Origin of the sequence: Xanthomonas bonasiae (assembly GCF_017163705.1) — a bacterium.
GTDB lineage: Bacteria > Pseudomonadota > Gammaproteobacteria > Xanthomonadales > Xanthomonadaceae > Xanthomonas_A > Xanthomonas_A bonasiae.
This window is the reverse complement of record NZ_JAFIWB010000001.1, coordinates 70017-94607: the sequence shown is the minus strand read 5'-3', so window position 1 is coordinate 94607 and position 24591 is coordinate 70017. Positions and strand designations below refer to the sequence as shown.

The window sequence follows — 24591 nt, the reverse complement described above, 5'->3', positions numbered from 1 at the left end:
CCATCGGGAGAAGGTGGCGCGAAGCGCCGGATGAGGGGACGGGCGCAGCCTCGCACGCCTGAATTCCTCGAAACTTCGCCCGTACCCTCACCCCAACCCTTCTCCCAATGGGAGAGGGGCTCCAATCGATAGGTGATCCGATGAAACTGTGTGGCTTCGAAGTCGGCCTGGACCAGCCGCTGTTCCTGATCGCAGGCCCGTGCGTGATCGAGTCGATGCAGCTGCAGCTGGACGTGGCCGGCAAGCTCAAGGAGATCACCGGCAGGCTGGGGATCAACTTCATCTTCAAGTCGAGCTTCGACAAGGCCAACCGTACTTCCGGCACCAGCTTCCGCGGCCCCGGCCTGGAAGAGGGGCTCAAGGTGCTGGAGGCGGTGAAGAAGCAGATCGGCGTGCCGGTGCTGACCGACGTGCACGAGTACACGCCGATGCATGAGGTGGCGGCGGTGGTCGACGTGCTGCAGACGCCGGCGTTCCTGGTGCGGCAGACCGACTTCATCAGGAACGTCTGCGCCGCCGGCAAGCCGGTCAACATCAAGAAGGGCCAGTTCCTGTCGCCGTGGGACATGAAACCGGTGGTGGACAAGGCCAAGTCCACCGGCAACGAGCAGATCATGGTCTGCGAGCGCGGCGCCAGCTTCGGCTACAACAACCTGGTCAGCGACATGCGCTCGCTGAGCGTGATGCGCGAGACCGGCTGCCCGGTGGTGTTCGATGCCACCCATTCGGTGCAGTTGCCGGGCGGGCAGGGCAGCACCTCCGGCGGCCAGCGCGAGTTCGTGCCGGTGCTGGCGCGCGCAGCGGTGGCGGTGGGCGTGTCCGGCGTGTTCGCCGAGACCCACCCCGATCCGTCCAAGGCGCTGTCCGATGGCCCCAATGCCTGGCCGCTGGACAAGATGGAGGCGCTGCTGGAGACGCTGATGGCGCTGGACGCGATCACCAAGCGCAGCGGCTTCCTGGAGCACGGGCTGGGCTGATGCGGCGACGGTGCGGGTGCGCCGGCCCCTGGATGCACCCGTCTCTCGCACAGCGCTCGCGCTGTTCGGACCCGTGCGCGGCGCCGGCGCGGCGCGCGGTTCATTTGGCAAGCAGCGGCGCTGCGGCCATAATCCGACGGTTTCCGGTGTCCCCCTCCTTTCCTGGTAACCGACTGGACTTATGACCACTATCGCCAAGATCCACGCCCGCGAGATTCTCGATTCCCGCGGCAACCCCACGCTCGAAGCGGAAGTCACGCTGGCCGACGGCTCGCTGGGCCGCGCCGCGGTGCCGTCGGGCGCTTCCACCGGCACCAAGGAAGCGGTCGAGCTGCGCGATGGCGACAAGACCCGCTACCTGGGCAAGGGCGTGCGCAAGGCGGTGGAGAACGTCAACACCACGATCGCCAGTGCGCTGCAGGGCTTCGACGGTGCCGACCAGCAGGGCCTGGACCGGCGCCTGATCGACCTGGACGGCACCGAGAACAAGGGCCGCCTCGGCGCCAACGCGCTGCTCGGCGTGTCGCTGGCCAACGCGCATGCGGTCGCCGCCTCGCGCAAGCAGGCGCTGTGGCAGTACCTGGCCGGCGCCAACACCGCCAACGTGGCGCTGCCGGTGCCGATGATGAACATCATCAACGGCGGCGCGCATGCCGACAACAACGTCGACTTCCAGGAATTCATGGTGCTGCCGGTCGGCGCCGCCTCGTTCTCCGAAGCGCTGCGCGCCGGCACCGAGATCTTCCACGCGCTCAAGGCGGTGCTGAAGGGCCATGGCCTGTCCACCGCGGTGGGCGACGAGGGCGGTTTCGCGCCGGACTTCCGCAGCAACGTGGAAGCGCTGGACACCATCCTCGAGGCGATCGGCAAGGCCGGCTACACCGCCGGCGAAGACGTGCTGCTGGGCCTGGACGTGGCCTCCAGCGAGTTCTACGACAACGGCAAGTACCACCTGGTGGGCGAGGGCAAGCGCCTGACCAGCGAGCAGTTCGTCGACTTCCTCGCCGACTGGGCCGCGCAGTACCCGATCATCAGCATCGAGGACGGCCTGGCCGAGGACGACTGGGCCGGCTGGAAGCTGTTGACCGATCGCCTCGGCAGCAAGGTGCAACTGGTCGGCGACGACCTGTTCGTGACCAACCCGAAGATCTTCAGGCAGGGCATCGAGTCCGGCACCGCCAACGCGATCCTGATCAAGGTCAACCAGATCGGCACCCTGACCGAGACCCTGGAAGCGATCGCCATGGCCGACACCGCCGGCTACGCGGCGATCGTCTCGCACCGTTCCGGCGAGACCGAGGACACCACCATCGCCGACATCGCCGTGGCCACCACCGCCACCCAGATCAAGACCGGCTCGCTGTGCCGCAGCGACCGCGTGGCCAAGTACAACCAGCTGCTGCGGATCGAGGAAGCGCTGGGCAGCGGCGCGCGCTACGCGGGGCGCGACGCATTCGTCTCGCTCAAGCGGTAAGCCGTGCGCAACTGGCGCTGGCTGCTGCTGGTGCTGGCGGGACTGCTGGCGTGGCTGCAGTACCGTTTCTGGCTCGGTCCGGGCAATTCCGGCGAGGTGCTGGTGCTCGAGAGCCAGGTCGAGCACCAGAAGCGCGATAACGAAGGCCTGCAGCAACGCAATGCCGCGCTCGCCGCCGAGGTCAAGGACCTCAAGGACGGCGAGGCGGCGATCGAGGAGCGCGCGCGCAGCGAACTGGGCATGATCAAGCCGGGCGAGAAGTTCTATCGCGTCGTCGAGGACGCGCCGGTGCCGGTCGCGCCGGCCGCCGACGGCACCCCGGCGCAGGCGCCGGCCGCGCCGAGCGAGCAACCCTGATGGCCACGGTCTGGGCCGTGGTGCCGGCCGCCGGCCGCGGCACCCGTTTCGGCAGTCCCGTGCCCAAGCAGTATCTGCAGGCCGGCGGGCAGCCGTTGATCGCGCATGCGCTGCAGGCCCTGCTGGCGCATCCAGCGGTGGCCGGGGCGATGGTCGCGCTCGGCACCGACGATACCGATTGGCCGGGCTGGAACGAACTGGACGGCAAGCCGGTGCTGACCTGCGTCGGCGGCGCCAGCCGTGCCGGCTCGGTGCTGGCCGCGTTGCAGGCCTTGCCGGACTCGGTCAAGGCGGACGATTTCGTGCTGGTGCACGATGCGGCGCGCCCGAACCTGGCGCTGGCGGACCTGGACCGGCTGCTGGAAACCGGGCGCGGCGATCCGGTCGGCGCGATCCTGGCCGCACCGGTGCGCGACACGCTCAAGCGCGCCGGCGACGACGGCGGCATCGACGCCACCGAGCCGCGCGAGCGCCTGTGGCGCGCGCTGACCCCGCAGTTGTTCCGGCGCCTGCAGCTGACCAGGGCGCTGGAACAGGCCGCGGCGGCCGGCGTCGAGGTCACCGACGATGCGATGGCGATGGAGTTGCTGGGCCTGCGGCCGCTGCTGGTCGAGGGCGCCGAGGACAACTTCAAGGTCACCACCCCGGCCGACCTGGTGCGCTTCGAGTTCGAACTGTTCCTGCGCGCGCGGCAGCCGTGACGCGGCCGCGCCGCGCTGCGGCGTCGCGCCGCCGATGCCTTCCTTTTTTCCTTTTGCGATCCTGCGATGCCCATGCCTGACTTTCCTCCCTTCCGTATCGGCCAGGGCTACGACGTGCACGCCTTCGGCGACGGCGACCACGTGATGCTCGGCGGCGTGCGCGTGCCGCACACGCGCGGCGTGCTGGCGCACAGCGACGGCGACGTGGTGATCCACGCGCTGTGCGACGCGCTGCTCGGCGCACTGGCGCTGGGCGACATCGGCCAGCATTTCCCGCCCTCGGATGCGCGCTGGAAGGGCGCCGACAGCGCGCAGTTCCTGAGCCATTGCGAGCAACTGTTGCGCGAGCGCGGCTGGCAGCTCGGCAACGCCGACGTCACCGTGATCTGCGAGCGGCCCAAGGTCGGCCCGCATGCGCTGGCGATGCGCGAACGCCTGGCCGCGCTGCTGCAGGTCGGCGTCGAGCGGGTCAGCGTCAAGGCCACCACCAGCGAGCAGTTGGGGTTCACCGGCCGCGGCGAAGGCATCGCGGCGCAGGCGGCGGTGTTGCTGGTGGCGCTGTGAGCGACTTGCCGCGCGCGTTCGGCGCCGCGCCGTTGCAGGCGCGCATGCGCAGCGTGGCCGAGGATTTCCAGGTCGACGAAATGCCCGCGTTCGAGCCGAGCGGCGAGGGCGAACATCTGTTGCTGACCGTGCGCAAGCGCGGCATGAACACCGCATTCGCCGCACGCCGCCTGGCGCAATGGGCAGGTGTGACGGAGATGGCGATCGGCTATGCGGGCATGAAGGACCGCCACGCGGTCACCACCCAGCGCTTCTCGGTGCACCTGCCCAAGCGGGTGGCGCCGGCGCTGGAGGCGCTGCACAGCGAGGACCTGCAGGTCGTGCAGTCGCAGTGGCACAACCGCAAGCTGCCGCGCGGTGCGCTGGCCGGCAACGGGTTCGTGCTGGTGTTGCGCGAGGTGCGCGGCGAGCGCGCCGCGATCGAGGCGCGGCTGGCGCAGATCGCCGCGCGCGGCATTCCCAACTGGTTCGGCGAACAGCGCTTCGGTCGCGACGGCGGCAACGTCGGCAACGCACTGGCGATGTTCGGCGGGCGCCGGGTGCGGCGCGAGCAGCGCTCGCTGCTGTTGTCGGCGGCGCGCTCGGAACTGTTCAACCGGGTCCTGGCCGCGCGCGTGGCGGCGGGCAACTGGGACGGCGCGCTGGATGGCGAGGTGTGGCTGCTCGACGGCAGCCGCAGCGTGTTCGGCCCGGAACCCTGGTCCGACGTGCTGGCCGAGCGGCTGCAGCGTTTCGACATCCATCCTTCGGCGCCGTTGTGGGGCGCGGGCGAGTTGCGCAGCGCCGACGCGGCGCGCGCGCTGGAACTGGCCGCGCTCGAGGATGCGACGTCCGTGCGCTTGCGCGAAGGCCTGGAGCGCGAAGGTCTGAAACAGGAACGGCGCGCCACCCGCTTGCGCGCGGCCGCGCTGCAGTGGCGCTGGCTGGACGCGCACGACGACGCGCTGGAACTGCGTTTCGCGCTGCCGCCGGGCAGCTATGCCACCGCGCTGCTGCACGAGCTGGGCGAGGTCGTCGATGCCGGACAGGGCGCGCAGGCCGAGCCGGCGGCGCAGGAGTGAGCGGCGCGGCGTCAGCGCCGCGCCAGCAACACCAGCATCGCCCCGGTACCGCCTTGCGTGGGCGGCGCCGAATGGAACGCCAGCACGTCGTTGCGCTGCCGCAGCAGGCGATCGACCAGATTCTTCAGCATCGGGATGCCGCCGGACTGCAGGCCCTTGCCGTGCACGATGCGCACGCAGCCGAACTCGTGCGCATGCGCCTCGGCGATGAACTGCCGCAGTAGCGCCTCGGCCTGCGCCGCGTTGGCGCCATGCAGGTCCAGTTCGTCCTGGGCGGAGAACTGGCCCCGGCGCAGCCGCTGGAACACCCGCGCCGGCACGTTCTCGCGGCGGTAGCTGGCCACGTCGCCGGCTTCCAGCGGCGCGCTGTCGCGCAACAGGCGCTGGAATTCGCTCTGCGCCTCTGCGTCGTCGCGCTCGGCCATGCGCGCGCGCGGCTTCGGCCGCGGCTTGGCATTGGCCGGCGGCGTCGCGTTGAGCGGCGTGACCGCGCCGATCGCCGCGCGGAACAGGGCGGCGGGATCTTCGTCTTCGGGATGCGACATGGCGCACAGCGTAACCCGCCGGTCACGCGGCGCAAGCAGTGCGAGCGTGCATGAGGGCGGAAGGCGAGGGACGCATCCGGTATCATGGCCGGGTTATCCGAGGAGTCCCATGCGCGTATTAGTGAGCAACGACGACGGCGTCGACGCCCCCGGCATCAAGATGCTGGCCGAGCAACTGCGCGGCGCGGGCCACGAAGTGACCGTGGTCGCACCCGATCGCGATCGTTCCGGCGCCAGCAACTCGCTGACCCTGGATCTGCCGATCCGGATCAAGCGCATCGACCCGCACACCTGCAGCGTCGCCGGTACGCCGACCGATTGCGTGCACCTGGCGCTCACCGGCATGCTCCACGACGAACCGGACATGGTGGTCTCGGGGATCAACAACTCGGCCAACCTGGGCGACGACGTGATCTATTCGGGCACCGTCTCGGCGGCGATGGAAGGCCGCTTCCTGGGCCTGCCCGCGCTGGCGATGTCGCTGGTCACCCACAACCACGAACCCAAGCACTTCCAGACCGCCGCGCGCGCCGCGGTCGAGATCGTGGCGCGGCTGAAGGCGGATCCGCTGCCGGCGGACACCATCCTCAACGTCAACGTGCCGGACCTGCCGTGGGGCGAGATCAAGGGCTTCGAGGTCACCCGGCTCGGCAACCGCCACCGCTCCGAACCGTGCCTGCCGCAGCCCGACCCGCGCGGCGGCACCGTGTACTGGATCGGCCCGGCCGGCCGCGAGCAGGACGCCGGCCCGGGCACCGATTTCCACGCGGTGCGCACCGGCTTCATCTCGATCACCCCGATCCAGGTCGACCTGACCCGCTACCAGGCGCTGGAGACGGTGGCCAGCTGGGTCGGCGGCCTCACCGCCGCGCTGGACAACCCGGCATGACCCCGCGGCTGCGCCTGCAACCGGAAGCGATCGGCATCGGCATGACCTCGCAGCGCGTGCGCGACCGCCTGGTCGAACGCCTGCGCGAGTCCGGCATTCGCGACGAGGCCGTGCTCAACGCGGTGCGCACGGTGCCGCGGCACCTGTTCATCGATGAAGCGCTGGCCTCGCGCGCCTACGAGGACACCGCGCTGCCGATCGGCCATGGCCAGACCATCTCGCAGCCGTGGGTGGTGGCGCGGATGACCGAGACCGTGCTCGAGGTTGCACCGAAGAAGGTGCTGGAAGTGGGCACCGGCTCCGGCTACCAGGCCGCGATCCTGGCCGCGCTGGGGCTGGAGGTCTATACCGTGGAGCGCATCGGCGACCTGCTGCGGCAGGCGCGCAAGCGCTTGCGCCAGCTCGGCATGAACGTGCGCAGCAAGCACGACGACGGCCGCATCGGCTGGGCCGAGCACGGCCCCTACGATGCGATCGTGGTCACCGCCGCGGCGCCGGCGCTGGTCGATGCGCTGGTCGAGCAACTGGCGCCGGGCGGCTGCCTGGTGGCGCCGGTCGGCGGTCCCTCGTCGCAATCGCTGGTGCGCCTGCGCCGCGATGCCGAAGGCCGCATCGAACAAGACATTCTGGCGCCGGTGACCTTCGTCCCGCTGCTGTCGGGCATGCTGGATTGAGTCACCCTGGATTGAATCACCGGAGCTGGGTTGCATGAAGATATTCGGGCCGTTGTACGAACGTGCCATCGCCTGGTCGCGCCATCGCCGCGCGCCGACGTTCCTGACCGGGCTCAGCTTCGCCGAGGCGATCGTGTTCCCGGTGCCGCCGGAGGTGATGCTGGCGCCGATGTCGCTGGCGCAACCGCGGCGCGCGCTGTGGTTCGCCACGCTGAGCCTGATGGGCTCGCTGGCCGGTGCGCTGGTCGGCTACATGCTCGGCCATTTCGCCTTCGCCGCGGTGCAGCCGCTGATCGAATGGCTGGGCTGGACGCAGAAGATCGATGCGCAGGTGACTCATCTGCGCGAGGTGGTCGCCGAGTCGCCATGGCGTGCGTTCTGGCTGCTGGTGCTGGCCGGTTTCACCCCAATCCCGCTGAAGATATTTACCTGGGCCTCAGGCATCGTGGGAATCCCGCTGCTACCGTTCCTGGCGAGCATGCTGGTCGGCCGCGGCAAGCGCGTGTACCTGGTGGCCGGCGCGATCCGCCTGGGCGGGCCGCGTGCGGAAGCCGCGTTGCGGCGCTGGATCGAACCGCTCGGTTGGGTCGCGATGGCGATCCTGGCGCTGCTGGTGGTGTGGGTCATATGGAGAGCGAAGTACGGATGAGCGTCGATCGGGTGGTGCGCAACGGCCTGCGTTGCAGCGTGTGGTTGCTGGTGGCGGCAGGGATGGGCGCGTGCAGCAGCGCCACCGTCGTGCGGACGTCCGGAGCGCCCGGCAAGCCCGGCACGTCGGCGCCGCGTCCGTCCGTGCCCAAGCCCGGGGTCAGTGCGACCGTGCGCCGTGGCGACACGCTGTACGCGATCGCCCGCGTCAACAACATCAATCCGCAGGACCTGGCCGCCTGGAACCGGCTGCCGCCGCCGTACACGATCTATCCCGGGCAGTCGCTGAAGCTGTACCCACCGGGTGGCGGCGGCACGGTCGTCGCGCGGCCCGGCAGCGCTCCGGTCGCGGCGCCCGGTTCTGCGGGAACCGCCGCGCGGCCGCCGGTCGCTGCGCCGACGCCGGTGAGCAGCGGCTTCAGCTGGCGCTGGCCGGCCGACGGCGCGGTGGTCAGCCGCTTCGTGGTCGGCGAGACCACCAAGCAGGGCGTGGACATCGCCGGCAGCAGCGGCCAGGCGGTGCGTGCCGCCGCCGATGGCGTGGTGGTCTATTCGGGCGCCGGCCTGGTCGGCTACGGCGAACTGATCATCATCAAGCACAACGAGCAATGGCTGTCGGCCTACGGTCACAACCGCAAGCGCCTGGTCAACGAAGGCCAGAACGTGAAGGCCGGCGAGCAGATCGCCGAGATGGGGCGCAGCGGCGCCGCGCGCGACATGCTGCACTTCGAGATCCGCTACAACGGCAAACCGGTTGACCCGCTGCTGTACCTGCCCAGCAAGTAATCGGTACGTCGGCCCTCGGGCGGATCCCCGGCCCGGCGCAGCGCGCCGGGCGCTCAGCGACGCGCGGTCCGGTGGACCGCAGGCGACGCCGCTTCGCCCGCTACAACGGCAAGCCGGTCGACCCGCTGCTGTACTTGCCCAGCAAGTAGTCGGTACGTCGGCCCTCGGGCGGATCCCCGGCCCGGCGCAGCGCGCCGGGCGCTCGGCGACGCGCGGTCCGGTGGACCGCAGGCGGCGCCGCTTCGCCCACTACAACAGCAAGCCGGTCGACCCGCTGCTGTACTTGCCCAGCAAGTAACGGTACGTCGGCCTTCGGGCGGATCCCCGGCCCGGCGCAGCGCGCCGGGCGCTCAGCGGCGCGCGGTCCGGTGGACCTCAGGCGGCGCCTCCTCGTCCGCGACAACGGCCAAGCCGGTCGATCACGTTGCTGTATTTGCTGAGCAAGCAAGCGGCGGATCGGCGATGGGGCGTATTCCGGCGCAGCGCGCCAGTGGATCGGACGGCGAAACGCGGTCCGCACAGACAGCGACGGTGCTGCCGCTCAGCCTTCGAGCAGGAACCCGACCGCCACGCGCCGGCCTTCGGCGGCCAGTACGTTGTAGGTGCGCGCCGCCGCGGCGTTGTTCATCACTTCGATGCCGATGCCGCGGGTCAGGAACAGCGCCAGCGCGGCGGCAGAGGGGAAGACCTGGCGTTCGCCGGTGCCCAGGATCACCAGGGCCGGGTTCATTTCCAGCAAGGGCTGCAGGTGCTGGGGCTGCAACTCGGTTGCGATCGGCGCGTCCCATGCCTCGACCAAGGCATCCGGGGCGAGAATGAAACTGCGGGTGAGCAGGCGGTCGTTCACCTTGGCCTGGCGGCCATCGGCCATGCGCAGGGTGTAGGCGTAATCGGGCAGGTCCTGGGTCAGCTGCATGAGGGCACCGGGAAGCGGGTCAGCCGCGCGGCAGCACGATCTGGCGGTCTTCCTTGGCCGGGCGATACAGGATCGCGGTGTGGCCGATGCGCTGCACCAGCACGCTGTGCGATTGCTCGACCAGGCTGGCGATGCTCGCGTCGCGGGCCTCGCGGTCGTCGCCGCCGACCTTCACCTTGACCAGTTCGTGGCGCTCCAGCACCTCGTCCAGTTCGGCCAGGAAGGCCGGCGTGACGCCCTTGCCGCCGATCTGCAACAGGGGTTTGAGGTCGTGCGCCAGGCCGCGCAGGAAGCGGTTCTGGGACGGAGTCAGGCTGATCGACATGCAGGCGGGAACGGGGTTGCCAAGGGCGATCAGGGTATCATGGCCGCCCACCACGACCGCGATCCCATGGCAACCCGCAGCAAAAGCAGCCAACGCTGGCTCCGCGAACATTTCGCCGACCCCTTCGTGAAGAAGGCCCAGGCCGAAGGCATGCGTTCGCGTGCCGCCTACAAGCTGGAAGAGCTGCTGCAGCGCGACAAGCTGCTCAAGCCGGACATGCTGGTGGTCGATCTCGGCGCCGCGCCGGGCGGCTGGTCGCAGCAGGTGCGCAAGTCGCTGGGCGAGCGCGGCCGGGTGCTGGCGCTGGACATCCTGGAGATGCCGCCGCTGGCCGGCGTGGAGTTCCTTCACGGCGACTTCAGGGAAGACGCGGTGCTATCGCAGTTCGAGGAAATGCTGGGCGGCAACCCGGTAGACCTTGTGCTGTCGGATATGGCCCCCAATAAAAGCGGCATGGATGCGGTCGACCAGCCGCGGATGATGCATCTGGCCGAATTGGCGATGGCGTTCGCCGATACCCACCTCAAACCGGGCGGGGCGTTCCTGATCAAGCTGTTCCAGGGCGTCGGGTCCGACGACTACATCCGCGAGATGCGCCGCCGTTACGAGAAGGTGTCCATCCGCAAACCGGCGGCATCGCGCAAGCGCTCGCCGGAGGTCTATGTCCTCGGACAGGGCAAGCGTGCCCAGATCAAGTAAGCTGAACCCGTCGCATCACGCATCGAGAAAGAGTTGAAGGGACACCGGAGCCAATGAGGATGAACGACTTGACCAAGAATCTGTTGCTGTGGGTAGTCGTCGCCGTCGTGCTGATGGTGGTGTTCCAGAGCTTCTCGCCACGGCTGGCCGGCGGTCCCGGCAACGACACCGTGACCTATACCCAGTTCCTGAAGGAAGTGGACGGCGGGCGGGTGAAGTCGGTCGACTTCACCGACGACACCGGGCTGTCGGTGACCGCGATCCGCTTCAAGCGCAGCGACGGTAGCGAGAGCACGGTCTACGGCCCGCGCGACGACAAGCTGGTCGACGTGCTGTACAGCAAGAACGTGGAGATGACCCGGCAGAAGCCGGCCAACGGCCCGAGCTTCTGGTCGCTGGTGCTGAACTTCCTGCCGGTCATCCTGATCATCGGCTTCTGGCTGTTCATCATGCGCCAGATGCAGGGTGGCGGCGGCGGCGCCAAGGGCGCGATGTCGTTCGGCAAATCGCGCGCCAAGCTGCAGGGCGAGGACCAGATCAAGATCACCTTCGCCGACGTCGCCGGCTGCGACGAGGCCAAGGAGGAAGTCAGCGAGCTGGTCGACTTCCTGCGCGATCCGACCAAGTTCACCAAGCTCGGCGGCAAGATCCCGCGCGGCGTGCTGATGGTCGGCCCGCCCGGCACCGGCAAGACGCTGCTGGCCAAGGCCATCGCCGGCGAGGCCAAGGTGCCGTTCTTCAGCATTTCCGGCTCCGACTTCGTCGAGATGTTCGTCGGCGTCGGCGCCAGCCGCGTGCGCGACATGTTCGAGCAGGCCAAGAAGCACGCGCCGTGCATCATCTTCATCGACGAAATCGATGCGGTCGGCCGTCATCGCGGCGCCGGCCTGGGCGGCGGCCACGACGAGCGCGAGCAGACCCTGAACCAGTTGCTGGTGGAGATGGACGGGTTCGAGGGCGGCGAAGGCGTGATCGTGATCGCCGCGACCAACCGTCCGGACGTGCTCGACCCGGCGCTGCTGCGCCCGGGCCGCTTCGACCGCCAGGTGGTGGTGGGGCTGCCGGACGTGCGTGGCCGCGAGCAGATCCTGAAGGTGCACATGCGCAAGCTGCCGCTGGCCGACGACGTCGAGCCGATGGTGATCGCGCGCGGCACCCCGGGCTTCTCCGGCGCCGACCTGGCCAACCTGTGCAACGAGGCGGCGCTGTTCGCCGCGCGCGAAACGGTCAAGGAGGTCCGCATGGACCACTTCGACCGCGCCCGCGACAAGATCCTGATGGGGTCCGAGCGCCGTTCGATGGCGATGAGCGAGGAAGAGAAGACGCTCACCGCCTACCACGAGGCCGGCCATGCCATCGTCGGTCGCCTGGTGCCGGAGCACGATCCGGTCTACAAGGTCACCATCATCCCGCGCGGGCGTGCGCTGGGCGTGACCATGTACCTGCCGGAAGGCGACAAGTACTCGATCAACCGGGTCGCGATCCAATCGCAGCTGTGCTCGCTGTACGGCGGCCGCGTCGCCGAGGAGCTGATCTTCGGCACCGACAAGGTCACCACCGGCGCCTCCAACGACATCGAGCGCGCGACCAAGATGGCGCGCAACATGGTCACCAAGTGGGGCCTGTCCGACGAGCTGGGGCCGATCGCCTACGGCGAGGAAGACGACGAGGTGTTCCTGGGCCGTTCGGTGACCCAGCACAAGAGCGTGTCCGACGATACCGCGCGCCGCATCGACGAAGTGGTGCGTTCGATCCTCGACAAGGCCTATGCCAAGACCACGCATATCCTGACCGAGAACCTGGACAAGCTGCACGTGATGGCCAAGTTGCTGCTGGAGTACGAAACCATCGACGTGCCGCAGATCGACGCGATCATGGAAGGCCGCGATCCGCCGCCGCCGATGGGCTGGAACAAGTCGGGCAAGGATGGCAAGGACGGCGGCAACGACAAGGGCAGTTCGCGGCCGCTGCCGCCGATCACCGGCCCGGCCGAGCAGCTGTAAGCGCCCGCTCGGGTCGATCGGAAAGCCAGGGAGCGATCCCTGGCTTTTTTGTTGCCTGCGCTTTTGTAGATCCGGCGGTGCAGGACAGGCCGCCGCAGCGGCGATCGCATCGCTCCGGCCGAGCTTGTGGACGCATCCTGCCGCCGCGTCGTCGTAGGCACTGCGACTGGGCGACAATGGCGCCCCGTCATCACTGTCCGCCGCCCATGCCAACGCCCGCTTGTCCATCGCTGTCGCTGCCTGCGAACGCCGTCGTCACGACGCGCCGCGCCGCTGCACGAAGCGCAACGAAGCCCGTGCGCGGCATTCCCGTCCGGTGCGGCAACCCTCAGGAGTACCGCTGATGTTCGAAACCTCGCCGAGCCTGGATTGCGGCGGACGCCGCCTGTTGCTGGATCGTCCGCGGGTGATGGGCATCGTCAACGTCACCCCCGACTCGTTTTCCGACGGCGGCGCGCATGCGACGGTGGAAGCGGCCGTCGCGCACGGCCTGCGCCTGGTGGAGGAGGGCGCCGACCTGCTCGACATCGGCGGCGAATCGACCCGTCCCGGCGCCACCCCGGTCCCGGTGGAAGAGGAATTGCGCCGGGTCATCCCGGTGATCGAGCGGCTGGCGGCGCAGACCACGTTGCCGCTGAGCGTGGACACCTTCAAGCCGGACGTGATGCGCGCGGCGGTCGCCGCCGGCGCCGGCATGATCAACGACATCCAGGCCCTGCGCCGGCCCGGCGCACTGGATGCGGCGGCGGAACTGCGGGTGCCGGTGGTGCTGATGCACATGCCCGACGACGCCTATGCCGCCGGCAGCGCGCCGCACTACGACGACGTGGTCGGCGAGGTGCACCGGTTCCTGGCCGAGCGCCTGTTCGCCGCGGAAATGGCCGGCATCGACAAGCGCCGCCTGCTGGTCGATCCGGGCTTCGGTTTCGGCAAGGGCACCGCCGACAATCTGCAGTTGCTGGCACAGCTGTCGCGCCTGGTCGAACTCGGCGTGCCGGTGCTGGCCGGGCTGTCGCGCAAGCGCAGCATCGGCGAACTGACCGGGCGCACCGCGCCGGAGCAGCGCGTGGCCGGCTCGGTGGCGGCGCACCTGCTGGCGGCGCAGCGCGGTGCGATGCTGCTGCGCGTGCACGACGTCGCCGCCACGGTCGACGCGATGAAGGTCTGGACTGCGCTGGCGGCGGTGCCGCTGCCGCGCAGCGGCGCCGCGCCCGCCGCGCTCCGCTGGCCGGACGAGGACTGATGCCCGCCGACCGGCGCCCGCGCGCCATCGCGCTGATGGGGCCGACCGCGTCGGGCAAGACCGCCGCGGCGATCGCCCTGGCCGAGCGCTACGGCGGCGAGATCGTCAGCGTCGATTCGGCGCTGGTGTACCGCGGCTTGAGCATCGGCGCGGCCAAGCCCGACGCCCGGCAGCTGGCGCGCGTGCCGCACCATCTGCTGGACCTGCGCGATCCGTGGCAACCCTATTCGGCCGCCGAATTCGCGGTGGACGCGCGTGCCGCGCTGGAGGCGATCGTCGCCCGCGGCCGCCTGCCGATCCTGGCCGGCGGCACCGGCCTGTATTTCCAGGCGTTGCTGGAAGGCCTGGCGCCGATGCCGCCTGCCGATCCGCAGCTGCGCGCAGCGCTGGCCGCGCGCGCGCAGGCCGACGGCTGGGCGGCGCTGCACGCGCAGCTGCAGCAGGTCGATCCGCTGGCCGCGCGGCGGATCCGGCCCGGCGACGCGCAGCGCATCCAGCGCGCGCTGGAAGTGTTCCAGCTCAGCGGCCGCCCGATCAGCGCATGGCAGGCGCAGCCGGGGCCGCCGCGGCTGCCGTTGCGGGTCCTGAAACTGGTGCTGGCGCCGCCCGACCGCGCGCTGCTGCACCGGCGCATCGCGCTGCGCTTCGACGCGATGCTGGAGCAGGGCTTCCTCGACGAGGTGCGCGCGCTGCGCGCCTTGCCGGCGTTGCGCCAGGTGGCGCGGCCGCTGGAGCTGCCGGCGGTGCGCGCGGTCGGCTACCGCCAGGCCTGGGAACACCTGGACGGGGCCAGCGATGCGGCCACGTTCCGCGATCGCGCGATCTCCGCTACCCGCCAGCTGGCCAAGCGCCAACTGACCTGGCTGCGCGGGGAGCTGGACGCGCGCTGGTTCGACCCCGAATGCGACGGCGCGCGCCTGGATGTCGCAGTGGCGGACTTTCTTGGCTGATTTGGCTACACGCCGCGCTGTGCTGGAGCCCGCGGTTGTGTAACATCGGCGGTCCGGGCCACGGCAGGGGAGCTGCAGTGCCGTCCCGGGCACATAAAAACAATAAACGGGAGTGAAGCATGTCCAAGGGGCAATCCTTACAGGATCCTTTCCTGAACGCGCTGCGTCGCGAACGGGTGCCGGTCTCGGTGTATCTGGTCAACGGCATCAAGCTGCAGGGTACCATCGAGTCCTTCGACCAGTTCGTGGTGCTGTTGCGCAACACCGTGAGCCAGATGGTCTACAAACACGCCATTTCCACCGTGGTGCCGGCGCGCAACGTGCGCGTCGGACCGGGCGGTGGCTATGTGCAGCAGAACGAGGGTGGTAGTGCGGACGATGACGAAGCCGAGTAAGACGCTGGTGAAGACCGGAGCCGCGGGTGTTTGATCGTTCCCGCCGCGGCGAACACGCACTGCTGATCCAGCCCTATGCCGGTGGACCGTTGGAGGACGATGTGCTGGAGGAGTTCGCCGACCTGGCGCGCTCCGCCGGTGCCAGCATCGCTGCCACGCTGACCGCGCGCATCGACAAGCCCAGCCCGTCGACGCTGATCGGCAGCGGCAAGCTGGAAGAGGTCAAGGCCGCGGCCGAGGCCAGCGGCGCCGATCTGATCCTGGTCAACCATGCCCTGAGTCCCGGCCAGGAGCGCAACCTGGAAAAGTACCTGGAGCGGCGCGTGATCGACCGCACCGGGCTGATCCTGGACATCTTCGCGCAACGCGCGCGCAGCCACGAGGGCAAGCTGCAGGTCGAACTGGCGCAGCTGCGCCACATGGCCACGCGGCTGGTGCGCGGTTGGACCCATCTGGAGCGCCAGCGCGGCGGTTCGATCGGCCTGCGCGGTCCTGGCGAAACCCAGCTGGAAACCGACCGCCGGCTGCTGCAGAAGCGGGTCGAGCAGTTGCAGAAGCGGCTGGAAAAGGTCGAGGTGCAACACACCCAGATGCGCCGTGCGCGGGTACGCAGCGAACTGCCGCGGATCGCGGTGGTCGGCTATACCAATGCCGGCAAGTCGACCCTGTTCAACGCCTTGACCGGGGCCGAGGCCTACGCCGCCGACCAGCTGTTCGCGACCCTGGACCCGACCGTGCGCCGCATCGCGCTGCCGGGCGGCAACGCGATGCTGGCCGACACCGTCGGCTTCGTGCGCAACCTGCCGCACGAACTGGTCGCCGCGTTCCGCTCGACCCTGTCCGAGGCGCGCGAGGCCGATTTCCTGCTGCACGTGGTCGATGCCGCCGATCCGTTGCGCGAAGAGCGCATCGCCCAGGTCGACGAGGTGCTGCACGCGGTCGGCGCCGGCGATCTGCCGCAGTTGCTGGTGTTCAACAAGATCGACCGCATCGAAGGCGCCGACGTGCGCCACGATGCGCAGGACGGGGTGCCGGACGAGGCGCGCCGCGAGCGGGTCTGGATCTCGGCGCGCGACGAACGTGGCCTGGACCTGCTGCAGGGCGTGCTCGGCCAGCGGCTGGGGCTGCAGCACGTGCAGGGCAGACTGCGCCTGCCGTCCAGCGCCGGGCGCCTGCGCTCGCAGCTGCACCAACTGCAGGTGATCCGCAGCGAGCAGGCCGACGAAGACGGCTGGTTGCTGCAGGTGGACATCCCGATCACCGAGGCCGAGCGCCTGGCCGCCAGCGCCGACGGCGCGCCGATCCGCGCGCTGTTGCCGCCGCGCGAGGAAGAGGAGTGGCAGCAGCGTTAGTCGCAATGCCGGATCGCGCCGCTGCACGCCTCGGCTAGGTGCATTTGGACTCGGCCGTTTGCGGCTTGCGCAAGGTCTGTAGGCGCGGCTTCAGCCGCGACGGGTTCTACCGAGACGGTCCGTCGCGGCTGAAGCTGCTCCTGCGGTGGTGTCATCTGAATCGGCAAGTCGCTGTTCTTCCCCGCTGCGCGAAGACGCTACTGATGGCGGCGGCATGCAAGCGAGCCTGCGCCTGAAGCGCCAGCGCCAGCCCGCTGCGCCACCATCGCTGAAGCCACGCAGGGCCGCGCGCCGCGCAAACGCGACAGCCGTGGCGAATTCGGCTACAAAGCGCATTGGTTTCCCGAGCAGCGCCATGAACGTCCCCACCGACCCGCAACTCCTGCAACTCGCCACTGCGCTCAGCGATCAGCTGCGCACCGCGCGCGAGCGCCTGGTCACCGCCGAGAGCTGCAGCGGCGGCTGGATCGCCAAGGCGATGACGGATATTTCCGGCTCCTCGGACTGGTTCGATTGCGGCATGGTCGCCTACAGCTACGAGGCCAAGCAGGCGCTGCTCGGCGTGCGTCCGCAGACCCTGGAGCACCACGGCGCGGTCAGCCGCGAGACGGTGATCGAGATGGTGTCCGGCGCGCTGGTCAATTCCGGCGCCAGCATCGCGGTGGCGGTGACCGGCATCGCCGGCCCCGGCGGCGGTTCCGCCGACAAGCCGGTCGGCACCGTGTGGGTGGGCTGGAAGCGGCGCGGCGGCTACGCCAGCGCGCAGTTGTTCCATTTCGACGGCGACCGCGACGCGGTGCGCCGGCAGACCGTCGCCGCGGCGCTGCACGGCCTCGGCGCGCTGCTGTGAACGCCGACGGGCGCTAGGTGGCGACCGCGATGTGGGAGGCGCTGAGCACGGTCCGCGACCTGGGGCGTTTGCAGGAAATCGCCTCGGTGCTGATCCGTTACGGCTTCGGCGACGTGGTCCGCCGCATCGGCATGGCCGACGTGCTGGAACGCGCCGGACGCCTGCTGCACTGGCACAACGCCGAAGAGATGCTGCGCATGTCGGCGCCGCAGCGGGTGCGGCGTGCGTTGCAGGATCTCGGGCCGACCTTCGTCAAGCTCGGCCAGGTGCTGGCCACGCGCGTGGACCTGCTGCCGCCGGAGTGGATCGACGAACTCGGCGAGCTGCAGAACGCGGCGCCGGCGCTGCCCTACGAACAGATCCTGCCGCAACTGCTCGAGGCGTTGAGCGAGGCGCCGTCGGCGATCTTCGCCCAGGTCGAGGAGACTCCGCTGGCCGCCGCGTCGCTGGCGCAGACCCACCGCGCCTGGCTGCACGACGGCACTGCGGTGGTGATGAAGGTGCGCCGCCCCGGCATCCGCGACGTGATCGAGGCCGACCTGCGGCTGCTGGCGCGGCTGGCGGAGATCGTCGAGGCGCGTGCGGCCGATCTCAAGCGCTACCACCCGGCGGAGGTGGTGCATCAGTTCACCGTGTCGCTGCGGCGCGAACTGGATTTCGCCGGCGAATGCCGCAACGCCGAGCGCATCGCCGCCAATTTCCAGGGCCACGACGAGATCCTGATCCCGCGCGTGCACTGGCAGTGGACCTGCGAGACGCTCAACGTGCAGGACTTCGTCGCCGGCATCGGCGGGCGCGACCTGGCGGGTGTGGATGCCGCCGGCCTGGACCGCCGCCGACTGGCCCGCGTCGGCGCCGAGATCGTGCTGAAGATGGTGCTCGAGGACGGCTGCTTCCACGCCGATCCGCACCCGGGCAACATCTTCTACCTGCCCGGCGAACGCATCGCGGTGATCGATTTCGGCATGGTCGGGCGCATCTCCGAGCAGCGCCGCTACCAGGTCGTGCAGTTGCTGCACGGCCTGGTCACCCAGGAGGCCGAGGCGGTCACCGACGTGCTGCTGGAATGGACCGACGGCGATGCCGAGATCGACGAGGCGCGGCTGCAACTGGAGATCGCCGGCTTCGTCGACCAGTACCGCGGCGTGCCGTTGAAGGAGCTGCGGGTCGGCGCGATGCTCGGCGACGTCACCGCGATCCTGCGCCAGCACGCGCTGGCGCTGCCGGCCGACCTGGCGCTGATGATCAAGACCTTCCTGACCCTGGAAGGGGTAGGGCGCCAGCTCGATCCGGACTTCGACATGGCCGGCGCCGCGGCGCCGTATCTGGAGCGGGTGATGCTGCAGCGCTTCGCCCCGCGCGCGATGGCCAAGCGCGGCCGCCGCACCGTGCTCGGCGCGCTGGAACTGCTCGGCGACCTGCCGCGCGACACCCGCCGGCTGCTGCAGGCGGCGCGGCGCGGACGGCTGCAGCTCAATGTCGAGACGACGTCGCTGAAGGGCTTCGGCGACCAGGTCAACCGCGCCGCGAATCGGCTGACCATGGGCATCGTCACCGCGGCGCTGATCATCGGCTCCTCGATCGTGATGAACAGCGTCGGCGGCGTCTCCAGCCGCTGGCTGCTGGCGATCGGCGTGGGCGGCTTCATCGGCGCGGCGCTGTCGGGCGTGTGGATCCTGATCTCGATCTGGCGCAGCGGCCGCTGAGCGGAGCGGTGGTCGCTGCGAGCGACGTCCGGTGTGCGGGTGTGTGGCGACCAGGCCCAGCCCGGGCGGGTTGTCTGCGGAACCGCAGCTACCCCCTTGATGCGATCACGCAGTGGTTGCCCATTTCCGTTTTTAGTAGTATTACTACTAACCATGGAACTGACCGAAACCCAGCAAGCGATCCTCGACCTGATCGCCCAGCGTATCGAGCACGACGGCGCACCGCCGTCGCAGACCGAGATCGCCCGTGCCTTCGGCTTCAAGGGTGTGCGCGCCGCGCAATACCACCTGGAAGCCCTGGAGCAGGCCGGCGCGATCCGCCGCGTGCCGGGACAGGCGCGCGGCATCCGGCTGCTGAGCGGCGCGGCCGCACCGGCGCCTGCCCCGCAGGTGGACAGTGCCGACATCCTGCGCCTGCCGGTGCTGGGGCGGGTCGCCGCCGGCCTGCCGATCGGCGCGGACATCGGTTCGGACGATTTCGTGGTGCTGGACCGGGTGTTCTTCTCGCCGGCGCCGGACTACCTGTTGAAGGTGCAGGGCGACTCGATGCGCGACGAAGGCATCTTCGACGGCGACCTGATCGGCGTGCACCGGACCCGCGACGCCCGTTCCGGGCAGATCGTGGTGGCGCGGATCGACGAGGAGATCACGGTCAAGCTGCTGAAGATCGGCAAGGACCGCATCCGCCTGCTGCCGCGCAACCCGGACTACGCGCCGATCGACGTGCTGCCCGACCAGGATTTCGCCATCGAAGGCCTGTATTGCGGCCTGCTGCGCCCCAATCGTTGATGTTGGAGATTGCACTACACCGCAGGCCGGATTTTCCCGACCCGCACCATCGCTGTTCGCCGCTGCTGTAGACCTGCCCGGACGAATTATTTTTTCTTTGCCCCGCACTGTCTCAGCCCGTGCGATACCTGGCCGCTAAATTGAACCTACCCCGCAAATCATCCTCACCTCCGAAGGACACCAAAATGGACGAGAACAAGAAGCGCGCGCTCGCTGCCGCACTGAGCCAGATCGAGAAGCAGTTCGGCAAGGGTTCGGTGATGCGGATGGGCGATCGCATCATCGAAGCCGTCGAGGTGATTCCGACCGGCTCGCTGATGCTGGACATCGCGCTGGGCATCGGCGGCTTGCCGAAGGGCCGCGTCGTCGAGATCTATGGTCCGGAATCCTCGGGCAAGACCACGCTGACCCTGCAGGCCATCGCCGAGTGCCAGAAGAAGGGCGGCACCGCGGCCTTCATCGATGCCGAGCATGCGCTGGACCCGATCTATGCCGGCAAGCTCGGCGTCAACGTCGACGAACTGCTGCTGTCGCAGCCGGATACCGGTGAGCAGGCGCTGGAAATCGCCGACATGCTGGTGCGTTCGGGCTCGGTCGACATCGTGGTGGTCGACTCGGTCGCCGCGCTGACCCCGAAGGCCGAAATCGAAGGCGAGATGGGCGACCAGCTGCCGGGCCTGCAGGCCCGCCTGATGAGCCAGGCGCTGCGCAAGCTGACCGGCAACATCAAGCGCTCCAACACGCTGGTGGTGTTCATCAACCAACTGCGCATGAAGATCGGCGTGATGATGCCCGGCCAGAGCCCGGAAGTGACCACCGGCGGCAACGCGTTGAAGTTCTACGCCTCGGTGCGCCTGGACATCCGCCGCATCGGCGCGATCAAGAAGGGCGACGAGATCATCGGCAACCAGACCAAGATCAAGGTGGTCAAGAACAAGCTGGCGCCGCCGTTCAAGCAGGTCATCACCGAGATCCTGTACGGCGAGGGCATCAGCCGCGAAGGCGAGCTGATCGACATGGGCGTGGAAGCCAAGCTGGTCGAGAAGGCCGGTGCCTGGTACAGCTACGGCAGCGAGCGCATCGGCCAGGGCAAGGACAATTCGCGCCAGTACCTGCGCGATAACCCGCAGGTGGCGGCGAAGCTGGAAAGCGAGCTGCGCGAGAAGTTCCAGCCTACGGAAATCGCGCCGAGCGCGGCCGAAGCCGAGGACGCCGACGCAGACGCCGAGGCGTGATGGTCTTCTGCCGGGGGAGCGGTGGAGTCAGTGCCGCTCGTCTCCCTCGGCAGTCTTGAGCAAGCCAGGAGGGCAGGTGCCAGGGACGGCACATTGACGATCGTGGCGGTGAGCCTGCATGGGTGACGACGAACAAGCACAGGAACCGCGCCGGCGCCGCCGGCAGCCGGAACAGACGCCATTGCAGCGGGCCTTGGGCCTGCTGGTGCGCCGCGAACATTCGCGCAAGGAACTGACCCGCAAATTGCGGGCGCGCGGCGTGGAGCCGGATGCCGCCGCCGCCGCGGTGGAGCGCCTGGCGGGCGAGGGCTGGCAGGACGATGGCCGCTTCGCCGAACTGCTGGTGCGCAGCCGGGCCAATACCGGCTATGGACCCTTGCATATTCGTGCCGAACTGGGCACCCACGGCCTGGATAGCGAGGCTATCGCCACGGCGATGGCCGCATTCGACGGCGACTGGAGCGAAAACGCCCGCGATCTGGTGCAGCGACGCTTCGGCGCCGCCGGACCAGTGGACCTGGCACAGCGGCGCAAGGCCGCCGATCTGCTGGCGCGGCGCGGTTTCGATGGCGACAGCATCCGCGCGGCCACGCGCTACGAGCCGGAGGACTGAGCGGGCCGGGCCTGCTAACCTTGGCGGATTGTCTTGTCCGGTTTCCGCACGCCCTTATCTTGAGGGGGTACGCCCGGAAACCCGTCCGCTCGTCTATAGCCAGCCCATGAACGCACCCGCCAAATTCTCCACCTCCCAGATCCGCAGCGACTTCCTCGAGTTCTTCAACGGGAAGGGCCATACCATCGTACCGTCCGCGCCGCTGGTGCCGGGCAACGATCCGACGCTGTTGTTCACCAATTCCGGCATGGTGCAGTTCAAGGACGTGTTCCTCGGCGCCGAGAAGCGCAGCTATGTGCGGGCGGCCGACGTGCAGCGCTGCCTGCGCGCTGGCGGCAAGCACAACGACCTGGATTCGGTCGGCTATACCGCGCGCCATCACACCTTCTTCGAAATGCTGGGCAACTGGTCGTTCGGCGACTATTTCAAGAAAGAGGCGATCGCCTGGGCCTGGGAACTGCTGACCCAGGTCTGGAAGCTGCCTGCGGAGCGCCTGCTGGTCACCGTCTACCACACCGACGAGCAGGCCTACGAGCTGTGGCGCGACATGATCGGGGTGCCGCCGGAGCGGATCGTGCGCATCGGCGACAACAAGGGCGCCCCGTACGCCTCGGACAACTTCTGGCAGATGGCCGACACCGGCCCCTGCGGCCCGTGCACCGAGATCTTCTACGACCACGGCGCGCATATCGCCGGCGGCCCCCCGGGCTCGCCGGACGAGGATGGCGACCGCTTCATCGAGATCTGGAACCTGGTGTTCATGCAGTTCGACCGCCAGCCCGACGGCACCCTGGTGCCGCTGCCGGCGCCGTGCGTGGATACCGGCATGGGCCTGGAGCGCCTGGCCGCGATCCTGCAGCACGTGCACAGCAACTACGAGATCGACCTGTTCCAGACGCTGATCCGCCACGCCTCCGAGCTGACCGGCATGGCCGACCTGGAGAACAAGTCGCTGCGCGTGATCGCCGACCACATCCGCGCCTGCTCGTTCCTGATCGTCGATGGCGTGCTGCCGTCCAACGAGGGCCGCGGCTACGTGCTGCGCCGGATCATCCGCCGCGCCCTGCGCCATGGCTGGATGCTCGGCGTGCGCCAGCCGTTCTTCCACAAAATGGCGGCCACCCTGTCCGACCTGATGGGCGAGGCCTATCCGGAACTGCCGGCGGCGCTGTCCACCGTGCAGCGGGCGCTGCAGGCCGAAGAGGAGCGTTTTGCCGAGACCCTGGACTCGGGCATGAAGATCTTCGACGAGATCGCCGCCCGCGCCAGCGGCAGCATCCCCGGCGCGGACGCGTTCCGTCTGTACGACACCTATGGCTTCCCGGTCGATCTCACCGCCGACATCGCCCGCGAGCGCGGCATGGAGGTGGACATGGCCGGCTTCGAAAGCGCGATGGAGCGCCAGCGCGAGACCGCGCGCGCGGCCGGCAAGTTCGGCGGCGGTACCACGCTGCCGGCGGACCTGGTGGCGCAACTGGTTCCCACGGTGTTCCTGGGCTACGACGCGCTGCAGGCCGATGCGCTGAAGGTGGTCGCGCTGTTGAAGGACGGGCGCCCGGTCGAGTCGGTCGAGGCCGGCGATGCGGCGATCGTGCTGCTCGATCGCACCCCGTTCTATGCCGAATCCGGCGGCCAGGTCGGCGACCTGGGCCAGTTGAGCGCGGACGGCGTGCTGTTCCAGGTCGAGGAGACGCAGAAGTTCGCCGGCCAGTTCCATGGCCATGTCGGCCAGCTGCGCAGCGGCCGCCTGCAGGTCGGCGCCACGCTGTCGGCGCAGGTCGACAGCGACCGCCGCGGCGCCACCATCCTCAACCATTCGGCCACGCACCTGCTGCACGCCGCGTTGCGCGAGGTGCTCGGCACCCACGTGCAGCAGAAGGGGTCGCTGGTCGCGCCGGACCGGCTGCGCTTCGATTTCTCGCACTTCCAGCCGATGAGCGCCGAGGAACTGGCGGTGATCGAGCGCAAGGTCAACGCGCAGGTGCGTGCCAACCACGCGGTCGAGGTGCACCACATGGGCATGCAGGAGGCGCTGGACTTCGGCGCGATGGCGCTGTTCGGCGAGAAATACGGCGAACGCGTGCGTGTGCTGAAGATGGGCGACTACTCCACCGAGCTGTGCGGCGGCACGCACGTGGCGCGCACCGGCGACATCGGCCTGTTCAAGATCACCAGCGAGGGCGGCGTGTCGGCCGGCGTGCGCCGGATCGAGGCGGTGACCGGGCAGGGCGCCCTGGACCATGTGGCGGCCGAAGAGGCCAAGCTGCACGAAGCGGCCGAGCTGGTCGGCGGCAGCGCCGGCGACGTGGTCGAGAAGATTCGCCAGCTGGGCGACAGGCACAAGCGCCTGGAGCGCGAGCTGGAGGCGCTGAAGGCCAAGCTGGCGTCCGGCGCCACCGCCGACCTGGCCGCCACGGCGGTCGAGGTGGCCGGTGTGAAGGTGCTCGCGGTGCGCCTGGAAGGCTTCGATGCCAAGGCCTTGCGCGAGGCGATGGACCGCCTGAAGCAGCAACTGGGCGACAGCGTGATCGTGCTGGCCGGCGCCAGCGAGGGCAAGGCGGCCCTGGTCGCCGGGGTGAACGGCAGCCCAATGGGCCGGGTCAAGGCTGGGGAACTGCTGAGCCATATCGCCGGTCAGATCTCGGGCAAGGGCGGCGGCCGCCCGGACCTCGCCCAGGGTGGTGGTGAGGACGGGCCCGCCCTTGCCCTTGCGCTCGAGGGCGTACCCGCCTGGGTCAAGCAACATCTCCCCTGAACACGAACTCGCGCCGCCTTGCTGGCAGGGCGCGGCTTCCCTTAACATCGATCTTCTTTTCCCTTTCGTGATGGGGCGTCCCGG

At 69.3% G+C, this 24591-nt stretch carries 25 protein-coding genes; 22 read left to right on the top strand and 3 right to left on the bottom strand.

What is annotated here, in order from left to right; genetic code table 11:
* Nucleotides 1–140 precede the first annotated feature (140 nt).
* The 6 genes from kdsA (at nucleotide 141) to truD (ending at nucleotide 5134) form a co-directional block, all read left to right on the top strand.
* On the top strand, nucleotides 141–977 hold the full coding sequence (gene kdsA / locus JR064_RS00395) for a 3-deoxy-8-phosphooctulonate synthase (RefSeq protein ID WP_191826495.1): 837 nt from the start codon (nucleotides 141–143) through the stop codon (nucleotides 975–977).
* Between the two features lie 181 nt (nucleotides 978–1158).
* Nucleotides 1159–2451, top strand: coding sequence for a phosphopyruvate hydratase (gene eno, locus JR064_RS00390; RefSeq protein WP_206228450.1), 1293 nt, complete (start codon nucleotides 1159–1161; stop codon nucleotides 2449–2451).
* 3 nt (nucleotides 2452–2454) lie between these two features.
* Nucleotides 2455–2808 (top strand): cell division protein FtsB, encoded by a 354-nt coding sequence (gene ftsB, locus JR064_RS00385; RefSeq protein ID WP_145700313.1) that lies wholly within the window; start codon nucleotides 2455–2457, stop codon nucleotides 2806–2808.
* Nucleotides 2808–3509 carry a 2-C-methyl-D-erythritol 4-phosphate cytidylyltransferase gene (gene ispD, locus JR064_RS00380; RefSeq protein ID WP_425510263.1) on the top strand — a complete coding sequence of 234 codons (702 nt, stop codon included), beginning with the start codon at nucleotides 2808–2810 and terminating at the stop codon, nucleotides 3507–3509. The genes ftsB and ispD overlap by 1 nt, the downstream gene beginning before the upstream one ends.
* Nucleotides 3510–3575: 66 nt before the next feature.
* Nucleotides 3576–4073, top strand: coding sequence for a 2-C-methyl-D-erythritol 2,4-cyclodiphosphate synthase (ispF, locus tag JR064_RS00375; protein WP_369913988.1), 498 nt, complete (start codon nucleotides 3576–3578; stop codon nucleotides 4071–4073).
* Nucleotides 4070–5134, top strand: coding sequence for a tRNA pseudouridine(13) synthase TruD (gene truD / locus JR064_RS00370; protein WP_191826497.1), 1065 nt, complete (start codon nucleotides 4070–4072; stop codon nucleotides 5132–5134). The genes ispF and truD overlap by 4 nt, the downstream gene beginning before the upstream one ends.
* Before the next feature lie 11 nt (nucleotides 5135–5145).
* Here truD and JR064_RS00365 read toward each other — a convergent pair whose 3' ends face one another.
* On the bottom strand, nucleotides 5146–5679 hold the full coding sequence (locus tag JR064_RS00365) for a Smr/MutS family protein (protein WP_179564145.1): 534 nt from the start codon (nucleotides 5677–5679) through the stop codon (nucleotides 5146–5148).
* Nucleotides 5680–5788: 109 nt separating this feature from the next.
* Here JR064_RS00365 and surE point away from each other — a divergent pair, with 109 nt between their 5' ends.
* The 4 genes from surE to JR064_RS00345 are packed head-to-tail and all read left to right on the top strand — an operon-like array spanning nucleotide 5789 to nucleotide 8676.
* Nucleotides 5789–6568 carry a 5'/3'-nucleotidase SurE gene (surE, locus tag JR064_RS00360; RefSeq protein ID WP_206228449.1) on the top strand — a complete coding sequence of 260 codons (780 nt, stop codon included), beginning with the start codon at nucleotides 5789–5791 and terminating at the stop codon, nucleotides 6566–6568.
* Nucleotides 6565–7242 carry a protein-L-isoaspartate(D-aspartate) O-methyltransferase gene (locus JR064_RS00355; protein WP_191826498.1) on the top strand — a complete coding sequence of 226 codons (678 nt, stop codon included), beginning with the start codon at nucleotides 6565–6567 and terminating at the stop codon, nucleotides 7240–7242. The genes surE and JR064_RS00355 overlap by 4 nt, the downstream gene beginning before the upstream one ends.
* A gap of 34 nt (nucleotides 7243–7276) precedes the next feature.
* A complete protein-coding gene (locus JR064_RS00350) occupies nucleotides 7277–7891 on the top strand; it encodes a YqaA family protein (RefSeq protein WP_179564151.1) in 615 nt (204 codons plus the stop codon).
* On the top strand, nucleotides 7870–8676 hold the full coding sequence (locus JR064_RS00345; protein WP_206228448.1) for a peptidoglycan DD-metalloendopeptidase family protein: 807 nt from the start codon (nucleotides 7870–7872) through the stop codon (nucleotides 8674–8676). The genes JR064_RS00350 and JR064_RS00345 overlap by 22 nt, the downstream gene beginning before the upstream one ends.
* A 541-nt stretch (nucleotides 8677–9217) precedes the next feature.
* Here the strand turns inward: JR064_RS00345 and JR064_RS00340 are convergent.
* Together JR064_RS00340 and yhbY are read right to left on the bottom strand one after the other, a co-directional pair.
* Nucleotides 9218–9592 carry an Mth938-like domain-containing protein gene (locus JR064_RS00340; RefSeq protein WP_206228447.1) on the bottom strand — a complete coding sequence of 125 codons (375 nt, stop codon included), beginning with the start codon at nucleotides 9590–9592 and terminating at the stop codon, nucleotides 9218–9220.
* A 19-nt stretch (nucleotides 9593–9611) separates the two neighbouring features.
* The gene (yhbY, locus tag JR064_RS00335; RefSeq protein ID WP_003471333.1) at nucleotides 9612–9917 is read right to left on the bottom strand and encodes a ribosome assembly RNA-binding protein YhbY; all 306 of its coding nucleotides are present in this window, start codon (nucleotides 9915–9917) and stop codon (nucleotides 9612–9614) included.
* Nucleotides 9918–9983: 66 nt separating this feature from the next.
* Here yhbY and rlmE point away from each other — a divergent pair, with 66 nt between their 5' ends.
* The 12 genes from rlmE (at nucleotide 9984) to alaS (ending at nucleotide 24507) form a co-directional block, all read left to right on the top strand.
* Nucleotides 9984–10616 (top strand): 23S rRNA (uridine(2552)-2'-O)-methyltransferase RlmE, encoded by a 633-nt coding sequence (gene rlmE, locus JR064_RS00330; protein ID WP_179565565.1) that lies wholly within the window; start codon nucleotides 9984–9986, stop codon nucleotides 10614–10616.
* Between the two features lie 59 nt (nucleotides 10617–10675).
* Nucleotides 10676–12619 carry an ATP-dependent zinc metalloprotease FtsH gene (gene ftsH / locus JR064_RS00325; RefSeq protein WP_179564157.1) on the top strand — a complete coding sequence of 648 codons (1944 nt, stop codon included), beginning with the start codon at nucleotides 10676–10678 and terminating at the stop codon, nucleotides 12617–12619.
* A 343-nt stretch (nucleotides 12620–12962) separates the two neighbouring features.
* The gene (gene folP / locus JR064_RS00320) at nucleotides 12963–13862 is read left to right on the top strand and encodes a dihydropteroate synthase (protein ID WP_206228446.1); all 900 of its coding nucleotides are present in this window, start codon (nucleotides 12963–12965) and stop codon (nucleotides 13860–13862) included.
* Complete coding sequence (miaA, locus tag JR064_RS00315) at nucleotides 13862–14812, top strand: tRNA (adenosine(37)-N6)-dimethylallyltransferase MiaA (protein ID WP_179564161.1); 951 nt, start codon at nucleotides 13862–13864, stop codon at nucleotides 14810–14812. The genes folP and miaA overlap by 1 nt, the downstream gene beginning before the upstream one ends.
* A gap of 119 nt (nucleotides 14813–14931) precedes the next feature.
* On the top strand, nucleotides 14932–15207 hold the full coding sequence (gene hfq, locus JR064_RS00310) for an RNA chaperone Hfq (protein WP_003471569.1): 276 nt from the start codon (nucleotides 14932–14934) through the stop codon (nucleotides 15205–15207).
* 26 nt (nucleotides 15208–15233) lie between these two features.
* Nucleotides 15234–16559 carry a ribosome rescue GTPase HflX gene (hflX, locus tag JR064_RS00305; RefSeq protein WP_206228445.1) on the top strand — a complete coding sequence of 442 codons (1326 nt, stop codon included), beginning with the start codon at nucleotides 15234–15236 and terminating at the stop codon, nucleotides 16557–16559.
* 355 nt (nucleotides 16560–16914) lie between these two features.
* Nucleotides 16915–17409: a CinA family protein gene (locus JR064_RS00300; RefSeq protein WP_191826501.1), complete on the top strand. Its 495-nt coding sequence runs from the start codon at nucleotides 16915–16917 to the stop codon at nucleotides 17407–17409.
* Nucleotides 17410–17438: 29 nt separating this feature from the next.
* The gene (locus JR064_RS00295; protein WP_206228711.1) at nucleotides 17439–19115 is read left to right on the top strand and encodes an ABC1 kinase family protein; all 1677 of its coding nucleotides are present in this window, start codon (nucleotides 17439–17441) and stop codon (nucleotides 19113–19115) included.
* 153 nt (nucleotides 19116–19268) lie between these two features.
* On the top strand, nucleotides 19269–19904 hold the full coding sequence (gene lexA / locus JR064_RS00290; protein ID WP_206228444.1) for a transcriptional repressor LexA: 636 nt from the start codon (nucleotides 19269–19271) through the stop codon (nucleotides 19902–19904).
* 185 nt (nucleotides 19905–20089) lie between these two features.
* The gene (gene recA / locus JR064_RS00285) at nucleotides 20090–21139 is read left to right on the top strand and encodes a recombinase RecA (protein ID WP_145700280.1); all 1050 of its coding nucleotides are present in this window, start codon (nucleotides 20090–20092) and stop codon (nucleotides 21137–21139) included.
* 118 nt (nucleotides 21140–21257) lie between these two features.
* Entirely contained in the window at nucleotides 21258–21752 is a 495-nt protein-coding gene (gene recX / locus JR064_RS00280; protein WP_191826503.1) for a recombination regulator RecX, read from the top strand.
* Between the two features lie 106 nt (nucleotides 21753–21858).
* Nucleotides 21859–24507 (top strand): alanine--tRNA ligase, encoded by a 2649-nt coding sequence (gene alaS, locus JR064_RS00275; RefSeq protein ID WP_179564171.1) that lies wholly within the window; start codon nucleotides 21859–21861, stop codon nucleotides 24505–24507.
* The last annotated feature ends 84 nt before the right edge of the window (nucleotides 24508–24591 follow it).

What these genes read in the sequence shown, in the direction of transcription:
- kdsA (WP_191826495.1), top strand. Translation starts at nt 141, where the DNA reads ATGAAACTGTGTGGCTTCGAAGTCGGCCTGGACCAGCCGCTGTTCCTG.
- eno (WP_206228450.1), top strand. Translation starts at nt 1,159, where the DNA reads ATGACCACTATCGCCAAGATCCACGCCCGCGAGATTCTCGATTCCCGC.
- ispD (WP_425510263.1), top strand. Translation starts at nt 2,808, where the DNA reads ATGGCCACGGTCTGGGCCGTGGTGCCGGCCGCCGGCCGCGGCACCCGT.
- ispF (WP_369913988.1), top strand. Translation starts at nt 3,576, where the DNA reads ATGCCCATGCCTGACTTTCCTCCCTTCCGTATCGGCCAGGGCTACGAC.
- JR064_RS00365 (WP_179564145.1), bottom strand. Translation starts at nt 5,679, where the DNA reads ATGTCGCATCCCGAAGACGAAGATCCCGCCGCCCTGTTCCGCGCGGCG.
- surE (WP_206228449.1), top strand. Translation starts at nt 5,789, where the DNA reads ATGCGCGTATTAGTGAGCAACGACGACGGCGTCGACGCCCCCGGCATC.
- JR064_RS00355 (WP_191826498.1), top strand. Translation starts at nt 6,565, where the DNA reads ATGACCCCGCGGCTGCGCCTGCAACCGGAAGCGATCGGCATCGGCATG.
- JR064_RS00350 (WP_179564151.1), top strand. Translation starts at nt 7,277, where the DNA reads ATGAAGATATTCGGGCCGTTGTACGAACGTGCCATCGCCTGGTCGCGC.
- JR064_RS00345 (WP_206228448.1), top strand. Translation starts at nt 7,870, where the DNA reads ATGGAGAGCGAAGTACGGATGAGCGTCGATCGGGTGGTGCGCAACGGC.
- JR064_RS00340 (WP_206228447.1), bottom strand. Translation starts at nt 9,592, where the DNA reads ATGCAGCTGACCCAGGACCTGCCCGATTACGCCTACACCCTGCGCATG.
- yhbY (WP_003471333.1), bottom strand. Translation starts at nt 9,917, where the DNA reads ATGTCGATCAGCCTGACTCCGTCCCAGAACCGCTTCCTGCGCGGCCTG.
- rlmE (WP_179565565.1), top strand. Translation starts at nt 9,984, where the DNA reads ATGGCAACCCGCAGCAAAAGCAGCCAACGCTGGCTCCGCGAACATTTC.
- ftsH (WP_179564157.1), top strand. Translation starts at nt 10,676, where the DNA reads ATGAACGACTTGACCAAGAATCTGTTGCTGTGGGTAGTCGTCGCCGTC.
- folP (WP_206228446.1), top strand. Translation starts at nt 12,963, where the DNA reads ATGTTCGAAACCTCGCCGAGCCTGGATTGCGGCGGACGCCGCCTGTTG.
- miaA (WP_179564161.1), top strand. Translation starts at nt 13,862, where the DNA reads ATGCCCGCCGACCGGCGCCCGCGCGCCATCGCGCTGATGGGGCCGACC.
- hfq (WP_003471569.1), top strand. Translation starts at nt 14,932, where the DNA reads ATGTCCAAGGGGCAATCCTTACAGGATCCTTTCCTGAACGCGCTGCGT.
- JR064_RS00300 (WP_191826501.1), top strand. Translation starts at nt 16,915, where the DNA reads ATGAACGTCCCCACCGACCCGCAACTCCTGCAACTCGCCACTGCGCTC.
- JR064_RS00295 (WP_206228711.1), top strand. Translation starts at nt 17,439, where the DNA reads ATGTGGGAGGCGCTGAGCACGGTCCGCGACCTGGGGCGTTTGCAGGAA.
- lexA (WP_206228444.1), top strand. Translation starts at nt 19,269, where the DNA reads ATGGAACTGACCGAAACCCAGCAAGCGATCCTCGACCTGATCGCCCAG.
- recA (WP_145700280.1), top strand. Translation starts at nt 20,090, where the DNA reads ATGGACGAGAACAAGAAGCGCGCGCTCGCTGCCGCACTGAGCCAGATC.
- recX (WP_191826503.1), top strand. Translation starts at nt 21,258, where the DNA reads ATGGGTGACGACGAACAAGCACAGGAACCGCGCCGGCGCCGCCGGCAG.
- alaS (WP_179564171.1), top strand. Translation starts at nt 21,859, where the DNA reads ATGAACGCACCCGCCAAATTCTCCACCTCCCAGATCCGCAGCGACTTC.